This is a genomic window from Ideonella sp. (assembly GCF_044358605.1).
Taxonomy (GTDB): Bacteria; Pseudomonadota; Gammaproteobacteria; order Burkholderiales; family Burkholderiaceae_C; genus Ideonella.
The window spans coordinates 16,192-37,172 of the sequence record NZ_JBIKNQ010000044.1; the positions used below are offsets into that span (position 1 = coordinate 16,192).

25 protein-coding genes are annotated in these 20,981 nt (G+C 65.5%); 16 read left to right on the forward strand and 9 right to left on the reverse strand.

Features of this window, described 5'->3' with window-relative positions:
• The gene (locus ACIQ3Q_RS15350; protein WP_396270036.1) at nt 1-1,110 is read right to left on the reverse strand and encodes an agmatine/peptidylarginine deiminase; all 1,110 of its coding nucleotides are present in this window, start codon (nt 1,108-1,110) and stop codon (nt 1-3) included.
• A gap of 75 nt (nt 1,111-1,185) precedes the next feature.
• Between ACIQ3Q_RS15350 and ACIQ3Q_RS15355 the strand changes: the two genes are divergently transcribed.
• Nucleotides 1,186-2,049 carry a LysR family transcriptional regulator gene (locus ACIQ3Q_RS15355; RefSeq protein ID WP_396270037.1) on the forward strand — a complete coding sequence of 288 codons (864 nt, stop codon included), beginning with the start codon at nt 1,186-1,188 and terminating at the stop codon, nt 2,047-2,049.
• Here the strand turns inward: ACIQ3Q_RS15355 and ACIQ3Q_RS15360 are convergent.
• From ACIQ3Q_RS15360 to ACIQ3Q_RS15380, 5 genes are all read right to left on the reverse strand, one after another.
• Nucleotides 2,033-2,617: a cytochrome b/b6 domain-containing protein gene (locus tag ACIQ3Q_RS15360; protein WP_396270038.1), complete on the reverse strand. Its 585-nt coding sequence runs from the start codon at nt 2,615-2,617 to the stop codon at nt 2,033-2,035. The two genes, ACIQ3Q_RS15355 and ACIQ3Q_RS15360, sit on opposite strands and share 17 nt — an antisense overlap.
• 16 nt (nt 2,618-2,633) lie before the next feature.
• Nucleotides 2,634-2,891 (reverse strand): PepSY domain-containing protein, encoded by a 258-nt coding sequence (locus tag ACIQ3Q_RS15365; RefSeq protein WP_396270040.1) that lies wholly within the window; start codon nt 2,889-2,891, stop codon nt 2,634-2,636.
• Nucleotides 2,892-3,059: 168 nt separating this feature from the next.
• Nucleotides 3,060-5,342 carry a molybdopterin-dependent oxidoreductase gene (locus tag ACIQ3Q_RS15370; protein WP_396270042.1) on the reverse strand — a complete coding sequence of 761 codons (2,283 nt, stop codon included), beginning with the start codon at nt 5,340-5,342 and terminating at the stop codon, nt 3,060-3,062.
• A 79-nt stretch (nt 5,343-5,421) separates the two neighbouring features.
• Nucleotides 5,422-6,066: a glutathione S-transferase family protein gene (locus ACIQ3Q_RS15375; protein ID WP_396270043.1), complete on the reverse strand. Its 645-nt coding sequence runs from the start codon at nt 6,064-6,066 to the stop codon at nt 5,422-5,424.
• Nucleotides 6,067-6,654: 588 nt separating this feature from the next.
• Nucleotides 6,655-7,077, reverse strand: a complete 423-nt coding sequence (locus tag ACIQ3Q_RS15380) for a hypothetical protein (protein WP_396270044.1) — start codon at nt 7,075-7,077, stop codon at nt 6,655-6,657.
• 291 nt (nt 7,078-7,368) lie between these two features.
• Here ACIQ3Q_RS15380 and queA point away from each other — a divergent pair, with 291 nt between their 5' ends.
• The 6 genes from queA (at nt 7,369) to ACIQ3Q_RS15410 (ending at nt 11,245) form a co-directional block, all read left to right on the forward strand.
• On the forward strand, nt 7,369-8,571 hold the full coding sequence (gene queA / locus ACIQ3Q_RS15385) for a tRNA preQ1(34) S-adenosylmethionine ribosyltransferase-isomerase QueA (RefSeq protein WP_396270045.1): 1,203 nt from the start codon (nt 7,369-7,371) through the stop codon (nt 8,569-8,571).
• Nucleotides 8,564-9,373 carry a 2-keto-4-pentenoate hydratase gene (locus ACIQ3Q_RS15390; RefSeq protein ID WP_396270046.1) on the forward strand — a complete coding sequence of 270 codons (810 nt, stop codon included), beginning with the start codon at nt 8,564-8,566 and terminating at the stop codon, nt 9,371-9,373. Before queA ends, ACIQ3Q_RS15390 begins: the two co-directional genes overlap by 8 nt.
• A gap of 20 nt (nt 9,374-9,393) precedes the next feature.
• Nucleotides 9,394-9,750, forward strand: coding sequence for a DUF1801 domain-containing protein (locus ACIQ3Q_RS15395; RefSeq protein ID WP_396270047.1), 357 nt, complete (start codon nt 9,394-9,396; stop codon nt 9,748-9,750).
• A 100-nt stretch (nt 9,751-9,850) separates the two neighbouring features.
• Entirely contained in the window at nt 9,851-10,237 is a 387-nt protein-coding gene (locus ACIQ3Q_RS15400) for a DUF6249 domain-containing protein (protein WP_396270048.1), read from the forward strand.
• A gap of 16 nt (nt 10,238-10,253) precedes the next feature.
• Nucleotides 10,254-10,844 (forward strand): RNA polymerase sigma factor, encoded by a 591-nt coding sequence (locus tag ACIQ3Q_RS15405; protein WP_396270049.1) that lies wholly within the window; start codon nt 10,254-10,256, stop codon nt 10,842-10,844.
• Nucleotides 10,841-11,245, forward strand: a complete 405-nt coding sequence (locus ACIQ3Q_RS15410) for a hypothetical protein (RefSeq protein ID WP_396270050.1) — start codon at nt 10,841-10,843, stop codon at nt 11,243-11,245. The genes ACIQ3Q_RS15405 and ACIQ3Q_RS15410 overlap by 4 nt, the downstream gene beginning before the upstream one ends.
• A gap of 120 nt (nt 11,246-11,365) precedes the next feature.
• Here the strand turns inward: ACIQ3Q_RS15410 and ACIQ3Q_RS15415 are convergent, their stop codons facing one another.
• The 3 genes from ACIQ3Q_RS15415 to ACIQ3Q_RS15425 are packed head-to-tail and all read right to left on the reverse strand — an operon-like array spanning nt 11,366 to nt 13,222.
• On the reverse strand, nt 11,366-11,779 hold the full coding sequence (locus tag ACIQ3Q_RS15415; RefSeq protein ID WP_396270051.1) for a PaaI family thioesterase: 414 nt from the start codon (nt 11,777-11,779) through the stop codon (nt 11,366-11,368).
• Nucleotides 11,754-12,635, reverse strand: a complete 882-nt coding sequence (locus ACIQ3Q_RS15420) for an alpha/beta fold hydrolase (RefSeq protein ID WP_396270052.1) — start codon at nt 12,633-12,635, stop codon at nt 11,754-11,756. The genes ACIQ3Q_RS15415 and ACIQ3Q_RS15420 overlap by 26 nt, the downstream gene beginning before the upstream one ends.
• Nucleotides 12,632-13,222 (reverse strand): TetR/AcrR family transcriptional regulator, encoded by a 591-nt coding sequence (locus ACIQ3Q_RS15425; RefSeq protein WP_396270053.1) that lies wholly within the window; start codon nt 13,220-13,222, stop codon nt 12,632-12,634. The genes ACIQ3Q_RS15420 and ACIQ3Q_RS15425 overlap by 4 nt, the downstream gene beginning before the upstream one ends.
• A gap of 85 nt (nt 13,223-13,307) precedes the next feature.
• Here ACIQ3Q_RS15425 and ACIQ3Q_RS15430 point away from each other — a divergent pair, with 85 nt between their 5' ends.
• The 9 genes from ACIQ3Q_RS15430 (at nt 13,308) to ACIQ3Q_RS15470 (ending at nt 20,899) form a co-directional block, all read left to right on the forward strand.
• Nucleotides 13,308-14,528 (forward strand): PQQ-dependent sugar dehydrogenase, encoded by a 1,221-nt coding sequence (locus tag ACIQ3Q_RS15430; RefSeq protein ID WP_396270054.1) that lies wholly within the window; start codon nt 13,308-13,310, stop codon nt 14,526-14,528.
• 12 nt (nt 14,529-14,540) lie between these two features.
• Entirely contained in the window at nt 14,541-14,978 is a 438-nt protein-coding gene (locus tag ACIQ3Q_RS15435) for an SRPBCC domain-containing protein (RefSeq protein WP_396270055.1), read from the forward strand.
• Complete coding sequence (locus ACIQ3Q_RS15440) at nt 14,966-15,298, forward strand: DnaJ family domain-containing protein (RefSeq protein WP_396270056.1); 333 nt, start codon at nt 14,966-14,968, stop codon at nt 15,296-15,298. Before ACIQ3Q_RS15435 ends, ACIQ3Q_RS15440 begins: the two co-directional genes overlap by 13 nt.
• Nucleotides 15,299-15,459: 161 nt before the next feature.
• Nucleotides 15,460-15,852: a c-type cytochrome gene (locus tag ACIQ3Q_RS15445; RefSeq protein ID WP_396270057.1), complete on the forward strand. Its 393-nt coding sequence runs from the start codon at nt 15,460-15,462 to the stop codon at nt 15,850-15,852.
• 208 nt (nt 15,853-16,060) lie between these two features.
• Entirely contained in the window at nt 16,061-16,729 is a 669-nt protein-coding gene (locus tag ACIQ3Q_RS15450; protein ID WP_396270058.1) for an SDR family NAD(P)-dependent oxidoreductase, read from the forward strand.
• A 12-nt stretch (nt 16,730-16,741) separates the two neighbouring features.
• Nucleotides 16,742-17,881, forward strand: a complete 1,140-nt coding sequence (locus ACIQ3Q_RS15455) for a flavin monoamine oxidase family protein (RefSeq protein WP_396270059.1) — start codon at nt 16,742-16,744, stop codon at nt 17,879-17,881.
• A complete protein-coding gene (locus tag ACIQ3Q_RS15460; RefSeq protein WP_396270060.1) occupies nt 17,878-18,573 on the forward strand; it encodes a cupin domain-containing protein in 696 nt (231 codons plus the stop codon). The genes ACIQ3Q_RS15455 and ACIQ3Q_RS15460 overlap by 4 nt, the downstream gene beginning before the upstream one ends.
• Complete coding sequence (locus ACIQ3Q_RS15465) at nt 18,570-19,943, forward strand: tetratricopeptide repeat protein (protein WP_396270061.1); 1,374 nt, start codon at nt 18,570-18,572, stop codon at nt 19,941-19,943. The genes ACIQ3Q_RS15460 and ACIQ3Q_RS15465 overlap by 4 nt, the downstream gene beginning before the upstream one ends.
• Before the next feature lie 251 nt (nt 19,944-20,194).
• On the forward strand, nt 20,195-20,899 hold the full coding sequence (locus ACIQ3Q_RS15470; RefSeq protein WP_396270062.1) for a type 1 glutamine amidotransferase domain-containing protein: 705 nt from the start codon (nt 20,195-20,197) through the stop codon (nt 20,897-20,899).
• Nucleotides 20,900-20,981 lie beyond the last annotated feature (82 nt).

Genomic DNA, 20,981 nt, shown 5'->3' on the forward strand with positions numbered 1-20,981 from the left:
TTAACGAGGTTCTTGTTGAGTGGCGCAATGGATGCCACCACCGCCCGCCGCGATGCCGTCGATGTTGAGGGCCACAATCTTCCGGCCCGGGAAGTGGGCCGCCAGAATGCGCTGGGCTTCACTGTCGGCGCGTCGATCGCCAAACTCTGGGGTAATGACCGCGCCGTTGCAGACGTAAAAGTTGATGTAGCCCGCCGTGAAGTCTTTGTTGTCAAAAGCAGGGCGGACCCTGGACGGGGCTTCCATGGTGCTGACCTGCAAGCTTCGTCCGGAGGCATCTTTGGCGCGCCGCAGAATCGCCAAATGCTCGCGGGTCACGGCATGGTCAAAGGATTGCGGGTCTGGGTCGAGGTGCGCCAACACCGCACCGGGTTTGCTGAAGCGTGCGTAGAAGTCGGTGTGGCCATCCGTGATGTCTTGGCCCGCGATGCCCGGCAGCCAAATGATGTGCCGGATGCCCAGCAAGCGTTCCAGCTCTTGCGCGACTTCTTTGCGCCCCAGGCCGGGGTTGCGATTGTCATTGAGCACGCAACTCTCGGTGATGATGGCCGTGCCGTGACCATCCACTTCAATGCCCCCGCCTTCCAGCACCAAGTCGGTTTCCAGAACCGTGACGCCCGCTTGACGGCAAACGCGCTCGGCCACCTGGGCATCTTGGGCATGGGCTTGCTTTTCACCCCAGCCATTGAAATTGAAGTCCACGCCCGCGCGCTGTCCTTGGGTGTTGTGCACAAACACCGGGCCCGTGTCGCGAATCCAGAGGTCATCCAGGCCAGCCTCCAGCACGCTGACTTGGGGTTTTAAGCGGGGGGCAACAGCCGCCCGCTCCTCGGGGCGCACCAACAACGTGACGGGCTCAAACTGGGCAATGGTGTTGGCCAGCGTGATGAGGTTGTCCTGTACCACGGGCAACAGGCGCTTGCCCCAGACGTCTCGGCTGGCGCCGTAAGCCATCCACGTGCGGCGGTGCGGCTCGCCCTCGTCGGGCATGCGCCAAGTGCCTTCTGCCGACTTGGCGGTGGCCGCGCCGGTCAGGCTGGCCCAAGCGGCCAACAGAGTGTTGCCAAAGCTGCGTCGCGTCATGCTGGAGTTGTTTTCAGAATTGGTCATGGCTTCATGGTGCCATGAGGTCTATCCATCAAGAAATGGTATATCTAGGCCTGATCCATCTAATTTATTCATACTATGGCCACTCCGATTCCTTCTTTGCGGTGGTTGCAAGGCTTTGAGGCGGTGGCGCGGCACGGCAACGTCACCCGCGCCGCCGAGGCTCTGTTCATCTCGCAGTCAGCGGTCAGCCATCAGATCGCCCAGTTGGAGTCTCAGCTTGGCCAGCCTCTGTTCCGCCGCGTGGGCCGTGGGATGGAATTGACCATGGCGGGCGAGCATTTGCTGGAGACCGTGAGCAAGGCCTTAGATCACATCCGCTGGGGACTGGGTCGCCTGGAGACCTATCTGGATGCGCAGCTGCTCACCATTGTCTGCCCGGCCGATGTGGCACAGGGTTGGTTGCAACCGCGCCTGGATGCCTTGCAAGAGGCGCATCCCACCTTGTGTCCGGTGGTGTCTGTGGACGAGACCGTCCGCTATGTGGACCAAGTGGATGTGGACATCGTCATTGGGCGCAGCCCCTTGCAGCAGGCCGACGTGGCCGAGCGCATCCTGTTTGAGGATGCGCTGGTCGCGGTGCACAGCCCGGCCATGTCTTTGCCGCCCGGCGCGAGCAAGGGCCAAGGGAGATTGCTGTGTTTAGAGGTGGACGCGATGTCGCCGACCTTGGGGCCGACGCTGAAGCAGCACTTTGACGGCTGGGCGAGGCGGGGCCTGTTCGACGATGCCCGCTTGCTGCTGGATGCCGCATTGCGTGGCCGAGGCGTGGCGGTGCTCTCTCGGGTATTGGCCGAAGAGGCCCTGGCGCAGGGCCGCTTGCACCTCTGGAGCGACTTTGCACCCGTGCCCCGAGGTCCGGTATGGTTGGCCTGGGCTCAGCAGCCGCGATCAGCCTTGATCGAGTCGGTGGTGGCCCACTTGCTCAGTGAAACTCCTTGACGCCCGTCACCATGGCCCGCACCAGGCGCACGCGCTCCAGCTTGCCCATCACCAGGGCGGCTGCTGCGTGTAAGCCTGCGGCAGCCAATAAGCTGTTGGCCAAGCCTTCATGCAGGTCTTGCAGCCATTCTTCGCCCCAGAAGGCGTCGGTGCCTTGCAAAAAGCCGGTGAAGCCCAGGGCCAGCACCAAGCCCATCAGTGCCAACATCATCAGCGCGCCAAAGGGGTTGTGGCCCAGGTGGCGCGGCTTCTCGCCCGCCCTTAAGGCTTGCCAATGGGCGCGCAGCCGCTGAGGTGTGGGAAAGAAGTCGGCAAAGCGCGCATGGCGGCTGCCAATGAAGCCCCAGACGATGCGGGCCAGCACCAGCGCGCTGGCCAGATAGCCCGTCCAGGTGTGCGCGGTCTCGCCCGCCTCCAGCACAAACTGGTTGAGCAGCACGCAGCTCACCAGGCTCCAGTGAAAGACGCGCACAAAGCGGTACCACACCTTGACGGGCGTGGGGCCGCTGTCGGGCAAGCCCGCCTCAGGGCCTGCAGGGGAGGCTGACAGGGTGGAGGTCGTGTCCATGGCGGGCCGCTCGTGCTTACTTCTGTTCCAGGATGGCGGCGGTGATGGGGTCGAAATAGATCTCGACCTTTTTGCCGGCCTTGTCAAAGCCATAGATCTCGTAGCACTTACCCTTGCTGACCTTGAAGGTCTTGATGTCGTAGCCCTGCTGTTGCAGCTTGGCCTTGAAGTCCGCTTCTTTCATCCATTGCGCTTCAGGGGCGGTGCAGGTGGGGCCGGCCAGAGTGGCAGTGGCGGCAAGGCACAGGGCGGTGGCGGCGAACAGTGATTTCATGATCTCTTCCTGGGGTTGCATGTGACGGGATGGGACATCCATCTCGTTGCTCCGCATTGGGCCCGGGTGAGATTAAGTACAGATTAATCAAATGGACACTTCGCGCACATCAACAAGGGGCGCCGATGCCCTTGTGTGGGTGTGCGCAAAGACCTTGCAACACGAGGGTTAGGCTGCCGAGACCGCCACCATCTCGATGGGCAAGCCGCTGAGCACCGCCGTGCCCGACAGCGGGTCGCGCTGGGTCTCGTCGAGCAAGGCGTTGAGGTTGGCGCCGGGCCGCTGGGCGGCCAGTTGCAGCTGTGTGCCCGGCAGGTCATGGCCCCAGCCATGCGGCAGGCTGACCACGCCGGGCATCATGTCGCTGCAGAGGCTGACCTGAGCCTCGATGTGCTGCGGCCCTTGCGCGGTGTGGGAGCTGATACGCACCGGTGCCCCGTCGGCCAGGCCTAAGCGCCCAGCATCAGCGGGGTGCACCAGCGCCGTGCAGCGAAACGGCCCCTTGGCCAGCGTGGGCAGGTTGTGCATCCAGCTATTGTTGCTGCGCGCATCGCGCCGTCCGATGATGACCAGATCAGGTGTGGGCTGTTGCAGGTCGGCCAGGGCGCGGGGCAGGTCCGCCAGCATGGGCGGCGGTGCCATCTCGATCTTGCCGCTGGGGGTCATCAGCAGCTCAGGAATGCGGGGCTGCAGGGGGCCCAAGTCAATGCCGCCTGCCGCACTGCGGGCCTTGACGCTGGCCAGGGTCAGGCCACCGGGCCGCTGGCCAAACAGGTCGCCATAAGGGCCGGTGCGCAAGGCCAGCTCCAGCAGGCGATCTGGCCCGCGCAAGCCCGCAGTGGCCGCCAGCACGGCGGGGGCCAGCTCGCCAAAGCGGCGCTGCATGTCTTGGCTAAAGAGCTGGTCGTCCATCTCACCGGCATCCACCGGTGCTGTGGTTTGTCCAGACGCGATGGCGGCCAGCCGCAGCAAGGTCTCCCACTCCATGGGCTGGCCTGCGGCGGGTGCAAACACCGGCGGGCTGTAGCGGGCATGGTTGCGCCAAGAGAGCTGCGGGTAGGGTACGTCGTAGTGCAGGTCTTCCAGCGGCGAGGGGGCGGGCAGGATCACATCGGCATGGCGCGAGGTCTCGTTCAGGTAGATGTCCATGCTGACCATGAAGTCCAACTCGGCAAAAGCGGCCGACAGGCGTGGCCCGTTCGGCGCAGAGAGCACCGGGTTGGTGGCCACGGTGATCAGGGCCTTGATCTGGCCGGTGCCGGGCGTCTCCATCTCCTCGGCCAGGCAGCCTATGGGCAGCTCGCCCATAACCTCGGGGGCTGCGCTGACGCGGCTGCTGAAGCGGCCCAGCGCCACGCCGCGCCCTTTGCCGCCTTGGCCGGGTTGAGCCGCCGGGAGGTGGCCGGTGTTGACCGCAAAGGCAGCGGCCTTGGGGAACATGGCGCCGCCGGGTTCGTCCAGGTGGCCGGTCAGCAGGTTGAGCAGGTCCACCAGCCAAGTGTTGAGGGCGCCGTAGTGCTGGGTGCAGGTGCCAATGCGGGCATAGACGCTGGCGCGCGGTGTCTGCGCCAGCGTGCGGGCCAAGTGACGGATGGTGTCGGCGGCCAGGCCGCAGCGCTGGGCCACCAGCTCGGGCGCAAAGGGCTGCACGGCCTCGCGTACCTGCTCCAAGCCCTGGGTCCAGTCGGCCAGGCGGCCCAGCCGCACCAGCTCTTCCGCAAACAGCGTATGCACCATGCCCAGCAAAAGGAAGACATCGCCCCCAGGGCGGATGAAGTGGTGGGCATCGGCCAGCGCGGCGGTTTCGGTGCGGCGCGGGTCTATCACCACCAGCTGGCCGCCACGGGCTTGCAGGGCTCGGGCCTTGCCTTTGAAGTCGGGCACTGTCCACATGCTGCCATTGCTGACCACCGGGTTGGCGCCCAGCACCAGCAAGAAGTCGCAGCGCTCGATGTCGGGCACCGGCACGCTCATCCACTGGCCAAACAGCAGGCCGCTGCTGAGGTGGCGCGGCATTTGGTCCAGCGTGGCGGCGGTAAAAATCTGGCGGCTGCCCAAGGCCTTGATCAAGCGCCCCAGGTAGAGCATCAGCCCGATCTTGTGCGACGACGGGTTGCCTGCCACCAAGCCCACCGCGTCCCGCCCGTGGGCGGCTTGCACCGCGGGCAGGCGCCGGGCGATCTCGGCCCAGGCTTCGTCCCAAGTCGACTCCACATGCCGGCCATCCCGCTTGATCAGCGGCGTGCGCAGGCGGTCGGGGTCTTCATGCAGGTCTTTGAGCGCCACGCCCTTGGGGCAGATGTAGCCCGCGCTGAAGACATCCTCCTCGTGCCCCCGGATGCTGATGACCCGGCCGCTTTGCACCTTCAGCGTCAGGCCGCAACAGGCCTCACACAGCGGGCAGATGCGGTGGTGCAGCGTGATGGGGGTGTCGGCGGTGGAGCTGTCCATGGCGGGCTTTCAAGCAGCGTGACGGTGAACGCCAGTATTGAAGCGGTGCCGGTGGACTGTCCAGCACCGAGGTGACACCTCAGACCCAAGGCTGCGGCAGGGCCTCGTTGGCAATGGCCCGCTGCACCGCTGGCCGCGCCAGCATGCGTTGCAGGTAAGCGCCCAGGTGCGGCAGGCTGCGTGCCGGGCGGCTGAAGTGGCGCGTCCAGCGGCACAGCATGAAGGCCATGGGGTCGACGGCGCTGTAGGTCTGGCCCAGCAGCCAGGGGCGGCCATCGGCCAGCTGGGCCTCCAATTGGTTCAGCAACTCTCCCACCCGGGCCTCGGCCTGGGCCTTGACCTCGGCAGCCCCGGCCACATTGCCGGGCGCGACCCAGCGCTCGGGATAAAAGTAGACGATCAGGTGGGCTTGCAGCGTGTTGGTCAGCCAGACCAGCCATTTGTAGAACTCACCGCGCTCGGCGCTGCTCATGGGTGGGGCCAGGTGCGCGGCCGCATGGGTGTCGGCCAGGTGCAGCAAGATGGCGGCCGTTTCATACAGCACCAAGTCGCCCTCTTCGAGCACCGGAATCAAGCCGTTCGGGTTGAGCTTGAGGTACTCGGCCGACTTGTGCCGGTTGTTCTCTCGGTCCACCAACACGCGTTCATAGGGCACGCCCAGCTCCTCCAACAGGATGTGGGGAGCGAAGCTGGCGGTGCTGGGGTAATAGTGCAGGCGGAGCATGATGGGCGCAGGGTGGTTGATGACGCGATGATCGCACCCTTGCTGCAGCGCGTCTGGAGGCAAAGCTGCGCACCGGAGCGTGTGCAATGAAACGGCGCTGTGACACTCGCGCCACAGTGGGTGAAAGACTTTGCGTTCTGCGCTTCACCCTGAGCGACAGACAGCAACACGCCACCCACAATCGCGCCCCAGACCACACCTCTCCCGGTGTCCTTCCCCCCAAGCTCTGCTGCTCACCATGACCGCCATGCGCCTCGCTGCCCGAATCGTCACCCTCTTGGTTGTGGTGCTGGGCACCAGCTTTGCACTGGCCTGGGCCTGGGACCACTCTGACCAGCAGCATCGGGCCGAAACGTCGGTGCGCTAAGGTCGGCTGAGGCCTGTGCTCAGGCCGGTCCGGGCTAGCGCGGGCTCGGGCGGTCTGCGGCGTTGCAGTCCTCGCCAATAGCTACGGCTATTGGCGTCAAACAGCGCCTTGCATCCCATCCCGATCCGCACTACCCGGCCTCGTCCCGATTTATGCAGAGCTTCCCTAGAGCTGTGGCAGCCGCCGAAAGGGCAGTGAGGGGGCCACGGAGCCCCAAGGCGTCAGCCCGCCGCTGATAACTCTGCCAGCCGCTGTTGTTCTATCCATTGGCTGCCGGCCCTCAGTTTCTTGGCCAGAGGCGAGCGGGGGTCGACGACCCGCCAAAACGGAGCGACCTCCGCCACCGATCGGCCGCCTTCAAGCTCGTCCCAGGCGGCCTCCGCCACGATGCGAAGGAAGATGGCCGTCGACACCGGACAGGTGGCATCGGCGCCGTGCAGGGAGGCCAACTCCCGGCGCACTTGTTGGATCTCCTTGGTGCTTCCGCTGGGCACGTGCTGGCGCAAATAGTTCTCTAGCTCGACAGGGCAAGAGATCAGCAGCCGCGACCCAGCGGGAACACCGGCAAAGTCCTTGTCCAGGGTCACCACATGCGGCGGCTTCGCCAGCCGTTTCTGAGCCCAGGTTTTGGGGGCTTTGGGCATCTTCACTCCTTGAAGGGGGACATCTGGTGATTGTTCCTCTGGGAGCTTCTCGCACCAATCATCCCCGTAGAAACCCCAGGGCGAGCTTGGGCGTGGGCGGCAGAAATCCAGGCCCACGGCCGCTCACCCTGATGCGGGGCGGGGCATGACTTTTTGCGCTGTGCTTGGACAGCGTCTGTGGGAAAATGAGGCCTTCTCGATACAGGTCGGTCCAGCCTTTCGAGCACCCTGCCGCACGGGCTTTTGAAAGCCCGCTGCGAGGCTTTCGAGGGGTTGGCCGGCAACACCGCTATGCCACGCACCTTGCCGCCCGGCCACGCTTTCACCGTCGCCGACTTTGATTTCACCCTCCCTCAAGAGCTGATCGCTCAGCACCCCGCCGCAGAGCGCAGTGCCTCGCGCTTGCTGGACGGCCGGGGACGCCTGCCTGCAGACTTGGTGTTTCGCCAACTGCCCAGCTTGTTGGCCCCGGGTGACTTGCTGATCTTCAACGACACCCGCGTCATCAAAGCCCGCTTGTTTGGCGAGAAACCGACCGGCGGCAGCGTCGAAGCCTTGGTCGAGCGCGTGCTGCCACCCACCGAGCCGGGCGGCACACCGCGCGAGGTTTGGGCCCATCTGCGGGCCAGTAAGTCCCCCCGGCCGGGCAGCATCGTGCGCTTCTTTGCGGACAAAAAGGCGCCCGGCGGCTCCGACCCCTCCGACGCCCCGGCGGGCGAAGGCCCAGAGCTTGGCGGCGCGCTGGCGAGCCAGGCCCCCACCCCCGGCTTCGACGCCGAGGTGCTGGGCCGCTGTGGGCCGGATGGTGGCTTGTTCCATCTGCGCTTTGAGGGCGACCCCTTTGCGCTGCTGGAGGCCTTTGGCCACGTGCCGCTGCCGCCCTACATCGAACATGCCGACGACGCTGACGACGAGCGCCGCTACCAGACCGTGTTCGCCCGCGCGCCCGGTGCTGTGGCCGCGCCCACCGCTGCCCTGCATTTTGACGAGGCACTCTTGGCCGCGCTGGATGAGCGCGGTGTGCAGCGCGCCAGCGTCACCCTGCATGTGGGGGCGGGCACCTTCCAGCCGGTGCGGGTCGAGCAGATCAGCGAGCACCGCATGCACAGCGAGTGGTTCGAGGTGCCCGAGGCCACGGTGCAGGCCATCCACGCCGCCCGCGCTCGCGGCGGCCGTGTCGTCTCTGTGGGCACCACCGCGCTGCGCGCGCTGGAAAGCGCTGCAGCCATGACCGACCCCCAAGGCCAGGCCCGCCACATTGCCCGCGCCTGCAGCGGCGAGACCGAGATCTTCATCACCCCGGGCTTCAACTTCCGCGTGGTGGACACCTTGGTCACCAACTTCCACTTGCCCAAGAGCACCTTGATGATGCTGGTCAGCGCCTTCGCAGGCTACGAGCAGGTGATGGCCCTCTACCGCCACGCCATCGAAGCCCGCTACCGCTTCTTCAGCTATGGCGATGCGATGGTGTTGAACCGCAGCGTCCATGACTGAGCGCTTGAAGACCCTGGCGGGCGAAGTCTTGGCCGCCGCCCAAACCCGGCGGCCCATCCCGCTGCTGAGCACCCGCCCCGAAGGGCTGAGCCTGGACCAAGCCTATACCGTGGCCCAGCATCTGCATCAGGGGCATCTGGCGCTGGGCCACCACCCGGTGGGCCGCAAGCTGGGGCTGACTTACCCGGCGGGCTGGCCTGCGGGCATCACCGCGCCTTTATGGGCACCGCTCTATGCCCACACGGTGCAGCTCCTATCCAGCCACGAGGCCACGCTGGCGATCGGCGCTTGGGTGGCCCCCAAGCTGGAACCCGAAGTGGTGTTCCGCCTGCGCCATGCACCCCGCAGTGCGGCCCTGGCCGACGTGCTGGCCAGCATTGAGGCGGTGGCCCACGGCCTAGAGATCGTCACCTCCCCCTTCCCCGACTGGACGCATAGCCCCGCCGACAGCATCGCCACCGGCGCCTGCCATGCGGCCTTGCTGGTCGCCCCCTGGCAGCCCTTGGACAGCCTGGGCGCAGACCCGGTGGCTGCGCTGGCCCAGTTCAGCGTGCCGCTGTGCTGCGATGGGCAACTGCGCGCCACCGGCACGCCCGAGCGCGTGATGGGCAGCCCCCTGCAGGCGCTGGCAGCCTTGGTGCTGGTGCTGGCCCAGCAGCCCGACGCGCCCCCCTTGCAGGCGGGCGAGATCATCACCACGGGCACGCTGTGCGCCGCCGAGCCCTTTGAGGCCGGGCAGACTTGGCAAACGCAGTTTGAAGGCCTAGCCTTGCGGGGCTTGGCGCTGACTTGCTCAGCCTGAAGGCATACACTCTGGCCACCATGGCCGCCAAATCCATCCCCACTCTGCTCGAAGACATTCGCCTGCTCAGCGAAGAGGCTCATACCCTGGTGCAGGCCGTCCGCGCCTTGGTGCCCGCCACTTTGGGGGCCACCCAAGAAGAGCTGAAGTACGGTGGCATCCTCTTTGCCGTGGAGGGCACCTCCTTTGCCGGCGTGTTTGCCTACAAGCAGCATGTCTCGGTGGAGTTCGGCAGCGGCGCTGCCATCGTCGACCCTCACGGCTGCCTGGAAGGCGCGGGCAAAGGGCGGCGTCACATCAAGCTTCGCACCATGAGTGATATCGCGGACAAGCATCTGGCGGACTATCTGAAGCTGGCGCTCGACGCAGCGAGATGAACCTGTGGCGCTGCGGCGCCATTTTTTTCGTCAATCTGAATCCAATCGGGTGTCCGCCCGCATCCAAGTCATCATCACCCTACTGACTGAGGAGAAGACCATGGGACCGGACACCTTGAAGCACCTGTTTGGCTTGATGATTCCCATCATTGCGATATGCATTCCCATTGTCGCCATCGTGGCGGGCATCCGCATGAAGATGGCGCGTGAGCAACTGATGCATGAAACCGTGCGCCAACTGGCCGAGCGCGGCCAGCCCATCCCGCCCGAACTGTTGAACGCGCAACTGCGCGAAGCCAAGCCCGGTGGTTGGACACCGGCTGCCAACCTGCGCGGCGGCGCCATCAACACGGCCGTGGGTTTGGGCTTGATCCTGATGTTCTCGGTGATGCAGCCCGGCAGTTGGTTGTGGTCCATCGGCTGCATCCCGCTGTTCATTGGTATTGCGCTGCTCTTGCTGTGGCGCATGGAGCGCGACAAGGCTTGATCGCGGCCAGACGCTGGTGACCCACCGCGACGCCGCCGCCCAGGATTTGGCCTGGGTGCAGCAGGTGCAGCGCCACGGCGACCGCACGGCTTTTGCGCAGCTGATCCGGCGCCACCAAGGTCCGTTGCGCGCGCTGTTGCGGCGGCTGTGTGGCGGCCAAGTGGCCCTGGCTGACGAGCTGGCGCAAGAGGCCTGCCTGCGCGCGTGGCAAGCGCTGCCCGGCTTTCGGGGCGACGCGCAGGTGCGCACCTGGCTCTACCGCTTGGCCTACAACGAATTTCTGCAACACCGTCGGCGGGCCGAAAGCCAGTTGGTGGCCGCCAGCGAGCCGCTGCCAGAACACGACGAGGCGACGGCCTCGGCAGGCGCGCCGCTGGCCCGATCCGTGGCCATGAGCCTGGATGTGCAAAAGGCCTTGATGCAACTCAGCCCGGCCGAGCGCGACGCGGTGGTGTGTTGCTGCATGGCCGAGTTCTCGCACAGCGAGGCGGCCGAAGTGCTGGGCTGGCCCTTGGGCACCGTCAAGACCCATGTGCTGCGCGGCCGTGCCAAACTGCAAACCATCTTGGCCGCCTGGGCGCCCACACCCTCAGGAGATGCGACATGACAAAGCGCGACGATTGGCTAGACGGCCTGCTGCAGCAAGCCGCGCAGGCAGACGAACCCGCTGACGACGGCTTCACCGACGCCGTGCTGCGCACCTTGCCCGCCACGGCGCCGCTGGCCGCTGCGGCCCCCGCTGTGCCGTCGCGCTGGGGCACCGCCTTTTGGCGCCCGGTGCTCAACAGCCTGGGGCTGGCGTTTCTTTTGCTGTGTGTGGCCGCGCTCTGGCCGCAATGGCAAGCGGCAGCGGCTTGGTGGGGTGTGCTGGCTCAGCAGCCTGCGGCTTTGGCCGACCCGCGCTTCACCACCCAGTGGCTGGAGCCGCTGCTGGCGCTGGCCGTGCCCGTGGGCTTGTGGTTGTGGTGGTCCTTGTCCCTGGCGCAAGAGCGCTGGTCGGCCGCCTGATTCCGCTTCTAAATCATCCGGGTCGTTGTTGCGTCGCCTCGCCGTGCTAAAGCACTGTCTTCGGCTCCGCGCCTAGACCCGAATGATTTGGAAACGGAATGAGCCCGTTTCGATGAGTCTTCAGCGCGCTCGCAGCACCATCTGCGTGCAGCGAAACATCACCAGCGTTTTGCCGCTTTCGCGGTGGGTCACGGTGGCGTCCCAGACTTGCGTGCTGCCGCCCAGGTGCACGGCGCGGGCCACGCACTCCACGGTGCCGTCGCGGGCGGTGCCCAGGTGGTTGGACTTCAGCTCAATCGTGGTGAAGCCGGTGGCGCCTTCGGGCAGGTTGGCAGCGCAGCCATAGCCGGCGCAGGTGTCGGCCAAGGTCACCAGTGAGCCGGCATGCAAAAAGCCATTGGGCGCCATCAGTTGCGGGCGCACCGTCAGCTCGCCCCGCACCTCGGGGCCTTCGACGTGGGTGATGACGATGCCCAGATAACCGGGCAGCACTTGGCGGCCGATCTCGTTAAAGCGCTGCAGATCCATGCCCATCTGGTGCTCCGATCAAGTGGTTCAAACAGTCGTCCCACAGGCTTTGCGCCTGCGGGCGGAAGTAGCCCATGTGGCCAATGTGGCCGTGGCTCAGGTGCGGGTCTAGGTCTTGGCCGCGCCAGGGCGCTTGGCTGTAACCCGCCATGAAGGCCTCGCGCGAGCGGGGCAGGGCCCAGAGGTCGTCCAGCGCGTTGTAGGCCAAGATGGGCGTGCGCACTTGCGCAAAGCGCTGGGCCATTTCGGGCCGAGCCGGGTCGTCAAAAAAGTAGCGCGGGAAGTGGCACCAGTGGCGCCAGTCGCGATAGACGCCCAGGGGCAGGTCTTCACCCATGCCCAGCAGGCTCCAGGGCAAATAGCCTTTCCAGCGGGTCATCAGCGGCCCCAGCACATGCCACATCATCCACACCCGCAGGCGCTCCAGGCGCGGCATCCAGCCGTGCCAGCCAGCCCCCACGCCAAAAAAGCAGGCGGCTTGCACCCGCTCGGGCTCGGGCATCAGGCCCAACGCATGGCCGCCAAAGGAATGGCCCACCCAATACAGTGGCGCATCTTTCGGCACCTGGGCTACCAGCGCGGCCAGGTCCTTCTCGGCCCAGTCCAGGTAGTCCATCTCAAAGCCGCGCAGCGTGGCGGGCTTGGAGCCGCCAATGCCCCGGTAGTCCAGCGTCCAGACCTCCAAGCCGCGGGAGGCGGCGTGCTCTGCGAAGCGGCGATAAAAGCGCTGCGGCACGGCGGTGGCGGGGGCCACCACCAAGTGGCCCCGCTTGTGCCCAGTGGCGGGGTAGCGCGTGGCGGCCAGGGCATAGCCGTCGGTGGCTGGGAGGGTAAAGGCTTGCGCCTCAACAGTGCTGCTCATGGGGTGGGTGGTATCAGGGTGTCGAGCAAGTCCAGCAAGGCGGCGGCGCTGTCGGCCATGGGGCCAGCGTGGCCGGCCACGCGGGCTTGCAGCAGTGCGCCTTCATAGGTGGAGACCACCAGCGCGGCCAAGCGCTGGGCCTGGGGCGCGGGCAGACCGCCGCGTGCCAAGAGCAGCGCAATGCGCTCGCGGATGGCAGCAAAGCCTTGGGCCAAGGCCTGGCGCAAGGCGGTGTCTTGGGCGGTGGACTCCAGCGCCACCGTGGCCAGCGGGCAGCCCCGCTCAAACTGGCCGCGCTCTAGTTGCTTGAGCCCGGCCGCAAACCAGCCGCGCAGCATGGGCAGCGGGTCGGCCTGTTGGGCCAAGAGCTCATCCAGCGCGCGGGTGATGTGGGCCACGGTGGCCTCAATGGCCGCCACAGCCAGCTCGGTCTTGCCACCCGGGAAGTGGTGATACAGCACGCCCTTGGGCGCTTGGGCCTGGGCCAGCAGCTCATTGAGCCCCACGCCATGCAGGCCGCGCTGCTGCAACGCCTGGGACATGGCGCGCACCAAGCGGTCTCGGGTTCCCAGGTCGGTGGAGGTCATGGCGCGGCAGTCTATAGACCAGTCGGTCTAGTGTCAAACGCGCAGTGTGTTTTGAATGGGGCGAGGTGGTGCGATCATGGCGGGCATGCAAAACAAGTCTCTCTTGCTGGGGCAAGTGCTTTGTCTGGCTGCGCTTGGAGGCGTGACCGCCGCTCAGGCGGCGCCTACCGCCTATGTCCCCTCCGGCCAATGCGCGGGCTACGCGCGCTTGGCCATCACCGCGCCCAAAGGTTGGTGTGTGGGCCTGGTGGCTGACGCCCGCGACGGCCTGCGCATGCCGCGCAGATTGCTGGAGGTGGCGCCGGGCCGTTTTTGGATCACCGACATGGGCAACTGGGAGCCCCGCCGTGGCCGCTTGCTGGAGCTGCGCACCAGCGGCCAGCCCGGCACCGCAGGGCGTGTCACCGTGCTGGCCGAGGGGCTGGACCGCCCGCATGGCCTGGCCAAGGGGCCGGATGGCCGCATCTATATTGGCGAGGCGGGCAGCCTGTGGCGCACGCCGGTGGGGGCCAAGGTCGAACGTGACAACCTGCTGATGGGTCTGCCCGACCAAGGCGCGCACCCGCTCAAGGAAATCGTCTTCGGGCCGGAGGGCCAGCTCTACGTCAACATGGGCTCAGCCACCGATGCTTGCCGCAACCCTCAAGGCCAGCAGCCCATGTCCTGCCCGGAGCTAGAGGGCGACAAGCCCCGCGCTGCGGTCTACGAAGCCCGGCTCAGCGCCACCGGCGCGCTGCAATCCTTCAAGCCCTTTGCGGTCGGCCTGCGCAATTCATTGGGCCTAGTGGCGCTGCCGGGCGGGCGGGTCTGGCAGGCCGAGAACTCGGTGGACTACAACGACCCCAAAGCGCCGGCTGAGGAGTTGAACCTGCTGCAGAGCGGCTCGCACCACGGCTGGCCCTATTGCGTGACGGACGCCAAAGGCCGCAGCGTGGTGGCCAAGGGCTATGAAGGCCGTGCGCGCTGCGACGCCGCCCCCTACAAAGCCCCGGCCATGGCCTGGCCCGCGCATGTGGCGCCGCTGCAGTTGCTGGCCCCGCCCGCCAGCCCGAACAGCCCCTGGGCGGGCAAGCTGCTGGCCGTGTGGCATGGCTACCGGGCTGAAGGCCACCGCATCGTCGCCTGGCGCTTGGACGCCAAAGGCCATCCACAAGGCGCCCGCGAAGACTTGCTCAGTGACTGGGACGAGCATCCCGGCCTTCGCCCGCGCGGCACCCCCGCCGGGGCCACGGTGGACAGCCAAGGCCGCCTCTGGGTGGTGGAAGACCGCAACCGCACCGTGCTGGTGGTGGCCCCTGAAAACTGAGAGACTGAGCCCATGGACACCTTCACCAACACACGCACCTTGCCTGCAAGGCCCGAGGCCGTGTTTGCGGCCCTCACCACGCCCGAGCGCCTGGCGCGTTGGTGGGGCCCGGCGGGCTTCAGCAACCGTTTTGCCGTGTGTGAGGTCCAGCCCGGCGGGCGTTGGTTGTTTGACATGATCGGGCCGGACGGCACCGTCTATGCCAATGAGTCGGTGTTCCAGCACATCGAGCCCAACCGGCAGGTGGTGGTCCGCCACACCTGCGCCCCGCTGTTCACGCTGAGCATCACGCTGGAGCCCGTGGCGGAGGGCACCTTGCTGCATTGGCAACAGGTGTTTGACGACGCCGCTTTTGCCCAGGCGGCAGCGCACATCTTGGTGCCGGCTAACGAGCAAAATCTGGATCGATTGCAGGCCCTACTTGAAAGGAGCCCCCCATGCCCAGGCTAGAACTGTTGGAAGACGAGATCGGACGCAAGCTGCAAGAAGCGCAGCAGACCGGCGAGCTGGCCGCCGCCAAGGGCTATGGCCAGCCGCTGCAGCACAGCGAAGGCTGGGAGCAAACCCCAGATGAGTGGCGCATGCCTTTCAAGATCTTGAAGGATGCCGGCGTGGTGCCGCACGAGGTGGAGATGATGCAAGAGCGCGCCCTGCTGCGCACCGCCATCGACAGCCTGCCCGCAGGTGCCGACCGTGAAAAAGCGCTGAAGCGCTTGGCAGAGTTGGAGCAAGCCATTGCCCTGAGGCTGGAGGCTTTGCGCCGGGCTTGAGCGAGCAGCCACGGTGCTCCATCCCGCCACACACCGTGGCAGGCAGGCTGTACCGCTTGTTCCATGCTGGCGAAATGGCGCCGGGGCTTGACGCGCATCAAAGCTCGGCCTGCGCAGCGTTCTATGGTGAGTCCATCTCATTGACTCCAAGGAGCCTCACCATGAAGAACGCGCTGTCACTCTCCGCCCTGGTCCTCAGCCTGGCCACATCGGCGGCCTGGGCCGCCCCGGCCAGCCCCAGCGAGGCGATCAAGATCGCCACCAACGCCGGCTGCATGACCTGCCACCACATCGAGCCCGGCGCCAAAGGCCCAGACGGCTTGGCCCCCATCGGCCCGGCATGGCGCGATGTCTCGGCCAAGTACCAGGGCCAGAAAGACGCGCAGAAGAGCCTGACCCACATCGTGCTGACCGGCTCCAACCCTTACGAGAGCCACTGGAAGGGCAAGGTCAGCGGCTTGGCCATGCCGCCCAACAAGGTGGCGATCAGTGAAGCCGATGCCAACAAGGTGGTGGCGTGGATCATGTCGCTGGAAGCGAAGAAGCAGAAGTAAGCGCAGCCCGACACTGCCAACTCTGACCGCAAAGGGGCTTGACAGGCCCCTTTCTCATGCTCACAATACAAACCGACTAGTAGGTTTGTTTGCGTCGCATCCCCTTTTGAACCGCGCAGCTTAATGCGAGAGCACTCAAAAATCGGCAAGCAATTGAATCAAAGAACAAACCTAGTGATAGGTATGTATTCGCTAAGGAGTCACTCGGATGGCAAAGAACAGAACCGTGCTGATCGCAGGCCACGCTGCCGGCCTGGGTGAGGCCTTGCGCGCACGCTTTGAATCTGCGGGCTACGGCGTGGTGTCGGTCTCGCGCAGCGCGCCCTCGCCTTGGGGTGTGGACCTGACGGACGCTGATGCCGTAGAGCGCTTGTTTCAGCACCTAGATCAACACTGCCCGCCCTTGGCCGGGGTGATCCACAACGCCATGCAGTTTCATCGTCAGCCCCTGATGCAGACCAGCCCCCAAACGTTGGAGGCGGTGTGGAAGTCCATGGTGCTGACGGCGTTCAACACCGCGCAGGCTGCCATCCCGCGACTCGCCAAAACAGGCGGCGGCACCTTGATCTTCAGCGGTGCCTCCGGCAGCTTGAAGGCCGGGCCCGGCTTCTCTGCCTTCAGTGCCAGCAAGTTTGCCTTGAGGGGCCTGACGCAGGCCATGGCCCGTGAACATGCAGCAGACGGCATTCATGTGGCCCATGTGGTGATCGACGGACTGATACGCAGTGCCAAAACCACCGAGCGCTTCAAGCCCGACGCTGATAGCGCCCTGATCGAACCCGAGGCCCTGGCCGAGCAATACCTTCATCTCTTCGAGCAGCCACCCAGTGTGTGGACGGAGGAGTTGAACATCCGCCCCACGGCCCACACCCGCTGAAAGGAAAGCAGTATGTCCCTTCCCATCGTCATCATTGGTGCAGGCCTGAGTGGCCTGTACGCCAGCCACTTGCTCAATAAAGCGGGCCACGACACCGTCTTGGTGGAGGCCCGAGCGCGTCTCGGAGGCCGTGTGTTGAGTCACGCGGTGGGCGAGCAAGGCCATCGCCTGGACATGGGCCCGGCCTGGTTCTGGCCCGCCATGAACCCCCGAATGCTGGCACTGATCGAGCGGCTGGGCCTGCGCCACTTTGCGCAGTTCTCAGAGGGCGCCCTGGTCGTCGAAGGGCCTGATGGCAACCCCCAGCGACGGCCCACCACCTGGGAGCAAGCGCCACCCTCGCATCGCATTGCGGGGGGCGTGCAGCAGCTCACAGAGGCCCTGGCGGCGCAGCTGGAAGCGCGCACCCACATCAAACTCAACACCACCTTGTTGGGCATGAAGTTGCGTCCCCACGGGGTCGAGCTGGAACTGCAGGACGATGGTGGGCGTTGGCAGCAACTGGCGCGCCAGGTGATTCTCACCATCCCGCCACGCCTCTTGGCGCAGGACGTTCCGATGATTCCGGAGTGGCCCCAAGCGCTGATGGCGGACATGAAACGCACGTCCACCTGGATGGCGGGGCAGGCCAAGTTCTTGGCGGCCTACGCCACGCCCTTCTGGCGCGAGCAAGGCTTGTCCGGCACGGCGGTCAGTCATCGCGGCCCACTGTCGGAGATCCATGACGCCAGCGACAGCACCGGGAGCCAAGCCGCGCTGTTTGGACTCGTCGGGGCCAGCTCGGACTATCGGCGAGCCATTGGTCCCGAGGAACTCAAGCGTCAAAGCTTGGCACAACTCACACGGATGTTCGGCGCCGCCGCTGCCCACCCCCTCTGGAGCGAGGTGCAGGACTGGGCCTGGGAGCCGCACACCGCCACTGCGGCGGACCAGAGGCCCCTTGCCTACCACCCCAGCTATCGCCGCGCAGAGGTGCCAGCGCCCTGGAGCAGTCGGCTCTGGCTGGCTGGCACCGAACGGTCGCCGAACTTTGGCGGCTACCTCGGGGGCGCCCTAGAGGCCGCTGAGCTGGCGGTCGAAGGGGTGCTCATCAGCACCGAGGGCCAAGCTCTAGAAACCGACCTCACACCGACGATGCAGAGGGACACATGAGGCTCAACGCAGACTTCAGCCAACGGGTGGCGGTGCATGCCGCGACCCTGCCTTGGGTGCCGTCACCCACCGCCGGGGTGTCCAGGCGCATGCTTCACCGTGAGGGTGACGAGGTGGCACGCGCCACCACCATCGTCAAATACGAACCAGGCAGCCAGTTCTCAAGCCATCAGCATGGCGGTGGGGAGGAGTTTCTGGTCTTGGACGGGGTGTTCCACGATGAGTACGGCAGCTACCCCACCGGCACGTATGTGCGCAACCCGCCCGGTAGCTTCCACACGCCGGGCTCTGAAGAGGGCTGCATCCTCTTCGTCAAGCTCTGGCAGTTTGATCCGCAGGACAGAACGGACACCCAACTCAACATTGAACGCATGGCGCGCATTGCCGATGCCAGGCGCCTTGGCGTGCTCGTGTCCCCCTTGTACCGTGACCGACGCGAGGACGTTCGCGTGGAGGTCTGGACCGCCAACGCACAGATTGAGCTGGACTTGCCCCTGGGCGGCGAGATCTTGGTCTTGGAGGGGGGCTTCGCAGAGAGCGGGGAGGTTTTCACGCCGCAGTCTTGGCTGCGGCTGCCGCCCGGCGACGTGCTGCGCGCGAGAACCGGCTGGCGCGGCGCCAAGGTGTGGTTGAAGCAAGGGCATCTGGCGCTGACGCCCGGGCGCGCGCCCGCCAAGGAGGCTGAGGCATGACGGTCGCTAAAGACGTTCGCGGACTGGAGGCCACAGGCATCAGCCGCTCTCAAATGGAGGCCTTCGACCAGCTGCTGGAGGACCTCTACCTGTATCGGCCGGGTGTGCAGTCGCGCTTGGAAGCCCTGCTCGAAGAGGCCCCAGAGTTCATCCTGGGACACATCCTGCGCGGCTACTCCCTCATGACCGACGGTCTGAAGTCCGGTCTGGTGGACGCGCGCCGCTTTCTGAACCGGGCGAATGAGCTGTCGCGCCAGGCCAATCAACGGGAGCTGCTGCACATGCAGGTGCTGCAAGCCTGGGTCGACGGCCGCTCGAAAGACCGAGCCCAACTGCTGGAAGAGATCTTGCTGCGCTGGCCGCTGGATCTGCTGGCCTACCGCCAGCACACCGGACAGCTGTTCTGGACAGGCGACAAGCGCCGACAACTGGCGGCCGCCACGCAAGCCCTGCCGCACTGGAGCCCCAAAACACCGGGCTACAACCTGATGCTCGGCCCGCTGGCCTTTGCGCTGGAAGAGGCCGGTCAGTATGAGTTGGCCACTCACTATGCGCGCCAAGCGCTGGCCGTGCAGCCCATCGACCTCTGGGCATTGCATGCCATGGCCCATGTGCACGAGATGCAAGGCCGCCCCAGAGAGGGCGATCGCATGATCAGTGAGGTGGCGGGCCAACTCAAAGACTTCAATCTGTTCAGGGGCCACCTCTGGTGGCATCTGGCCCTGTTCCGTTTCTCCCAAAGGCGCTATGACGAGGTGCTGACCCTGTGGGATGAACAGATCCTTCCTGGTGCCAGCAGCTTCTATCTGGACATTCAGAACGCGGCCTCGCTGCTCGCGCGTCTGGAGATTCAAGGCATTCAAGTCGGCGACCGATGGGAACGCGTCGCAGACTCGGCCGAGCAGACCCTGGGCCAGCACCTCATTGCCTTCACCGCGCCTCACCAAGCGATGGCGCTGGCGCGCTCCGGGCGCGGTCAAGCCTTGGCCATGTCCTTGGTGGCCATGGGCGCTGACGCCAAGCGAGAAGACCCTCAAAGCCGCCTGGCCTTGGCGGTGGCTGAGGCCATCAGCCTCTACTACAAAGGGGCGCACTTGCAGTTCCTGGGCTTGATGCGACGGCTGCGCTATGACGTGAAGCAGCTCGGGGCCAGCCATGCGCAGCAGGACGTGTTTCACCACCTGATGGTGGATGCAGCGCTCCAACTGCAAGACCTGCCCTTGGCCAAGAGCTTGCTCAAGGAGCGCCTGGCACAACAACTGCACAACGCCACGGACTGGGACCGCTACGCCACCTTGGCTGTGCACATCGAACGAATCTCGGACGTGGATGTGCTGAGGCGCCTACTGCACAGCGGCCTGGCCGCTTGAATTTAAAAGCCCCTAGGCCTTGACAGGCTTTCACAAGGCAGGCAAACTATCTACCTATTGATCGGTAGTAAATCTGCAAAGCGGCAACAGCTCGGAGCCGGGGAAAAGATCCCACAGGCTCCAAGCTTAGCCGCAAAAATTTACCCGCAATACCTACCTTTTGATAGGTTTGTAGCGATTGATTCCAAGGCGACACCGGGGATGCACGGCGTCTGACCTCTTTGAACGCATCCACTCGAAAGGAAACTGAAATGACCCCCACTGGCAACAAACAAAAGCGCGTCCTCTTGGTGATGTCGTCCGTCGACGAAATGGGCCTGAGCGGCAAGCAGACCGGCACCTGGTTCCATGAGCTGGCCGCGCCCTATTACATCCTGACCGAAGCCGGCTACGAAGTGGTCTTCGCCTCGCCTGAGGGCGGCGAAGCTCCCATCGACCTGTTGAGCCTGAAGGTGCCCTTCACCACCGACTACACCGACCGCTTCTTGAAGGACCCGGTGGCCCTGTTCGCCGCCAAGCACACCCGCAAGCTGCGCAATATTGATGCGACGACCTATGACGCGGTCTTCTTCCCTGGCGGCTACGGCCTGCTGTGGGACCTGGCCTCGGACTCGTTCGCCATCAAGCTCATTCGCGACTTCCATGCCGCCAACCGCCCCATCGCCATGGTGTGCCACGCACCGGCCATCCTGCGCGACGTTAAGAAGGCCAACGGCGAGTACCTGGTCAAGGGTGTCAGCCTGACCGGCTTCAAGAACGACGAAGACACCGAGATTGAACTGCTGCATCACCTGCTGTTCTCTCTGGAAGACGAGCTGAAGGGCCGCGGCGCCAACTACGTCAGCAAGGCCAACTGGGAAGCCAACGTCATCGTCGACGGCCCCTTGATGACCGGCCAAAGCCCGGCCTCTGCAGCGCCCCTGGCGCAAGCCCTGGCTGAGCGCCTGAAGGCCTGATGAGCCTCACCCTCCGCCCGCTGTGCCGGCCACCGGCAGGGCGGGCGGAGGGTGTGCGAACCCCGCACTGATCTTTCCCCAC